This window comes from Leuconostoc lactis KCTC 3528 = DSM 20202 (assembly GCF_014651235.1).
GTDB lineage: Bacteria > Bacillota > Bacilli > Lactobacillales > Lactobacillaceae > Leuconostoc > Leuconostoc lactis.
Map to the genome: position 1 here is coordinate 1 of NZ_BMWM01000044.1, position 3,398 is coordinate 3,398.

The 3,398-nt window shown below is 44.6% G+C and carries 5 protein-coding genes and 5 tRNA genes; all 10 read left to right on the plus strand.

Going from position 1 to position 3,398, the window contains the following annotated elements; genetic code table 11:
* The first annotated feature begins 1 nt into the window (after window position 1).
* The 10 genes from IE039_RS08090 (at window position 2) to IE039_RS08455 (ending at window position 3,375) form a co-directional block, all read left to right on the plus strand.
* Window positions 2-68: transfer RNA gene (locus tag IE039_RS08090), tRNA-Val, on the plus strand.
* A 2-nt stretch (window positions 69-70) separates the two neighbouring features.
* A tRNA-Asp gene (locus IE039_RS08095) sits at window positions 71-144 on the plus strand.
* A 91-nt stretch (window positions 145-235) separates the two neighbouring features.
* A tRNA-Trp gene (locus IE039_RS08100) sits at window positions 236-309 on the plus strand.
* 2 nt (window positions 310-311) lie between these two features.
* Window positions 312-384 (plus strand) — tRNA-His (locus IE039_RS08105).
* Window positions 385-411: 27 nt separating this feature from the next.
* Window positions 412-495 (plus strand) — tRNA-Leu (locus tag IE039_RS08110).
* 112 nt (window positions 496-607) lie between these two features.
* Window positions 608-1,018, plus strand: coding sequence for a holo-ACP synthase (acpS, locus tag IE039_RS08115; RefSeq protein WP_010002253.1), 411 nt, complete (start codon window positions 608-610; stop codon window positions 1,016-1,018).
* A complete protein-coding gene (gene alr / locus IE039_RS08120) occupies window positions 1,015-2,142 on the plus strand; it encodes an alanine racemase (RefSeq protein WP_189429011.1) in 1,128 nt (375 codons plus the stop codon). Before acpS ends, alr begins: the two co-directional genes overlap by 4 nt.
* A 39-nt stretch (window positions 2,143-2,181) precedes the next feature.
* Entirely contained in the window at window positions 2,182-2,547 is a 366-nt protein-coding gene (locus tag IE039_RS08125) for a type II toxin-antitoxin system PemK/MazF family toxin (protein ID WP_019041892.1), read from the plus strand.
* Window positions 2,548-2,581: 34 nt separating this feature from the next.
* The gene (locus IE039_RS08450) at window positions 2,582-2,830 is read left to right on the plus strand and encodes a hypothetical protein (RefSeq protein ID WP_010006100.1); all 249 of its coding nucleotides are present in this window, start codon (window positions 2,582-2,584) and stop codon (window positions 2,828-2,830) included.
* Window positions 2,806-3,375, plus strand: a complete 570-nt coding sequence (locus IE039_RS08455; protein WP_373366932.1) for an acyltransferase family protein — start codon at window positions 2,806-2,808, stop codon at window positions 3,373-3,375. The genes IE039_RS08450 and IE039_RS08455 overlap by 25 nt, the downstream gene beginning before the upstream one ends.
* Window positions 3,376-3,398: the final 23 nt, after the last annotated feature.

Here is a 3,398-nt window from a genome sequence, read left to right on the forward strand (position 1 = left end):
CTTAGCTCAGCTGGGAGAGCACCTGCCTTACAAGCAGGGGGTCACAGGTTCGATCCCTGTAGCGTCCATTGGTCGCATGGTCTAGCTGGTTAGGACGCCTGCCTGTCACGCAGGAGATCGCGGGTTCGAGCCCCGCTGTGACCGCTAATTACTGACAAACATGAACAAGCCAGTGTTATGTAAGGTGCGATTCCTTACCATGTTATATCAGCGTTTAGCTGAGATTTATAAATGTAGGGATATAGTTAAACGGTAGAATAGCGGTCTCCAAAACCGTTGATGGGGGTTCGATTCCCTCTATCCCTGCCATGGCGGTAGTGGTGAAGTGGTTAACACACTGGTTTGTGGATCCAGCATGCGAGGGTTCGATCCCCTTCTACCGCCCTAATAAGCCAGTAGGGTTTATATTATGCCGTTGTGGCGGAATTGGCAGACGCGCTGGACTCAAAATCCAGTGGTGGCAACACCGTGTGGGTTCGACTCCCACCGACGGCATCGCAAAAGCAGTATTATGATGATACTGCTTTTTATTTTTGTATTGATTATTAACACTGTTAAGATCTGCTTGCTACTTGGTGAATGGTGGACATTTTGTTACAATAGGAATATGATAATTGGTATTGGAAATGATACAGAATCCATTAGTCGCGTTGGGCAAATTGTAACCCGTCAAGAAAATTTTATGACGACAATTTTGACTGATGCAGAACGTCGCCAGGCAAGTGAACGTCATGGTAAACACTATCATGAATTCGTTGCCGGGCGTTTTTCTGCGAAGGAAGCTTTTTCAAAAGCTACTGGCTACGGTATTGGCGCTAAAGTCCATTGGCACGATATTGAGATTTTAAACGAGGAAAATGGGCGACCGGTTATGCTGGTTAAAAATTTCCCATATACGATACACGTGGCGATTACGCATAGTGGTGATTTCGTCAATACAGTCGTTGTGATTGAACGGCTAACAATCTGGGAAAGAGTGAGCTTAAAGCTATTTCCGAAACGTGGAGTTTTGTCATGACAAATAGTAATGAGTTGCTAATGATGCGGCCATCGTGGCTGACAGTCGACTTAGCAGCGATACAATATAATGCCAAACAGATTATGGCGCATGCTGGCGCCACGCGTCTAATTGCTGTAGTCAAAGCTGATGCCTATGGTCACGGCGCAGTAGCAGTGACGACTGCGTTGTATGAAATTGGGGTACGTGACTTTGCCGTAGCCACGATTGCTGAAGGCGTGGCATTACGTCAGCAAGTACCATACGATGATTTTAATATTGTCCTACTAGGCGTTCAAGACGTGCAATATGTGTCAGTGATGGTGTCACAGCGGTTAACACCGGCTGTTGGGACTTTGGCATGGTTAGATGAGGCTGAACAGTTGCTTAGCTCAGACGATCAGCTCATGATCCAATTAGCAGTTGATACAGGAATGGGACGCATGGGAGCCCACTCTGAGGCAGCGTTGCAGGAAATGTACGATAAGGTATTAAACACCCCAAGTTTGCAACTGAGTGGCGTCTTTACCCACTTTGCAACAGCGGATGATACCAATCAAACCTATTATGATCAACAGGTGGCGAATTTTAACGCTTGGGTAACTGCTGTTGGGATTCCAAAACAATATTGGCATTTAGCAAATTCAGGGTCTGCCTTGTGGCATCATGATCAAATTGAGACTGGCACAATTCGGGTCGGTTCGGTGTTGTACGGCTACAATCCAGGTGCACCAGAATTACCTATGCCAGTAGCACTTAAAAATGTATTGTCTTTAAAGTCACGAATTGGGGCGGTTCACCAATTACAAGCAGGTGAATCAGTCAGTTATGGCGCGACTTATACAGCGACAGAACCGCAATGGGTTGCTACTTTACCCATTGGGTACGCTGACGGTTATCTTCGACGAATGGGTGGGATGACTGTATTAGTTAATGGTCATGCAGAAAAAGTGATTGGGCGCGTGACGATGGATCAAATTGTAATTACCTTAGATCGTGACTATCCGGTGGGGACAGTGGTGACCTTAATTGGTCAAGATGGTGATGCTGAAATCACGGTCGAAGACTTTGCCCAGTATGCACAGACAATTCCGCATGAGATTTTAACAACTTTTGGACCGAGATTACCAAGAATTTATCAATGAAAAGCGCTATGAGCGCGTACATAGTAAGTGAGAATAATAATGAAAGAAGCTTATCAAACAGTGATACGTGGTGATGTATTCTATGCTGATCTGAAGCAAGGTATTGGTTCTGAACAGTCCGGTGTACGGCCAGTACTTATCGTGCAAAATGACGTGGGGAATGCTAATTCGCCAACAACGATTGTTGTCGCTATCACGTCACAAATTTCTAAACCAAAATTACCCACGCATGTCTTGCTACCGGCACATTTAGGTGGTATTAAACGTGATTCCGTGATTTTAGCTGAACAGTTGCGAACAATTGATAAGCGACGATTACGTGATAAAATTGCGCACCTTAACGCTAATTCGCACGAAATGCAACAAGTTGCCCAAGCCTTACGGATTAGTATCGGGATTAAGTAATGGTGGTCACTCGCTGGTAAACAAAGGAGTTGCTGTGGCAGCGAAAAGAATTGCATGGTTAGATTTTGCCAAAGGCGTCACCATCTTTTTGGTGGTCATTGTTCATGTTGTTGAAGGTGTGTATAAAACAGGACAATTTCCAGCACAACAAAACATTTCGACCAATATCATGGGGGTCTTATTTACAGTTGTGATGCCAGTTTTTTTGCGTTATCTGGCTATGTTTATACACCACCGCAAAATGGCCGACAGTATATTATCGGCATCGGGAAAAAACTCGTGAATCTCGGAGTGCCGTATGTCATTTTTTCAGTGCTTTATGTCTGTTTGCAGCAGGGTTCACAGGCTGTACATCATCTGAACTCATGGCAAGATTTAGCACATATTTATGCGCTACCTATCGGCTATCTCTGGTATTTGTATGTGTTGTTTTTTGTGTATGGGGTTGTCGGCTTACTGACATTATTGCGTTTATCGCGCCTTATCCAAGGCATCATTTATAGTTTATTTTTGTGGCTCGCCGTCACGCATTCGACAACTTTGCCTTATGCTTTAACGGGCGTTTTGATGTGGACGAGCAGTTTTTATATCGGCTATGTCTTCAAGCAACGCCCGACCTGGTTGACACATTGGTTAACCGTCAGTTTGAGTGGTCTCTTGTTTGTTGGTGGGTTAGCTTGGCAAATGCACCAAGGGCATGATTGGTTTACGACCGATATGATGACGACAACTGATGTCTGGGCTAAATTGGCTAGTGTGCCACTATTTCTTTTTTTGTATCGGCAGATTGCAAGAAATAACTTGAACGAATTTAGTGACGTAGATTAAGTAAGAAGATCTCGATTGGTGTA

Coding starts and splice junctions, on each gene's coding strand:
- acpS (WP_010002253.1), top strand. CDS start 608: ATGATAATTGGTATTGGAAATGATACAGAATCCATTAGTCGCGTTGGG.
- IE039_RS08125 (WP_019041892.1), top strand. CDS start 2,182: ATGAAAGAAGCTTATCAAACAGTGATACGTGGTGATGTATTCTATGCT.
- alr (WP_189429011.1), top strand. CDS start 1,015: ATGACAAATAGTAATGAGTTGCTAATGATGCGGCCATCGTGGCTGACA.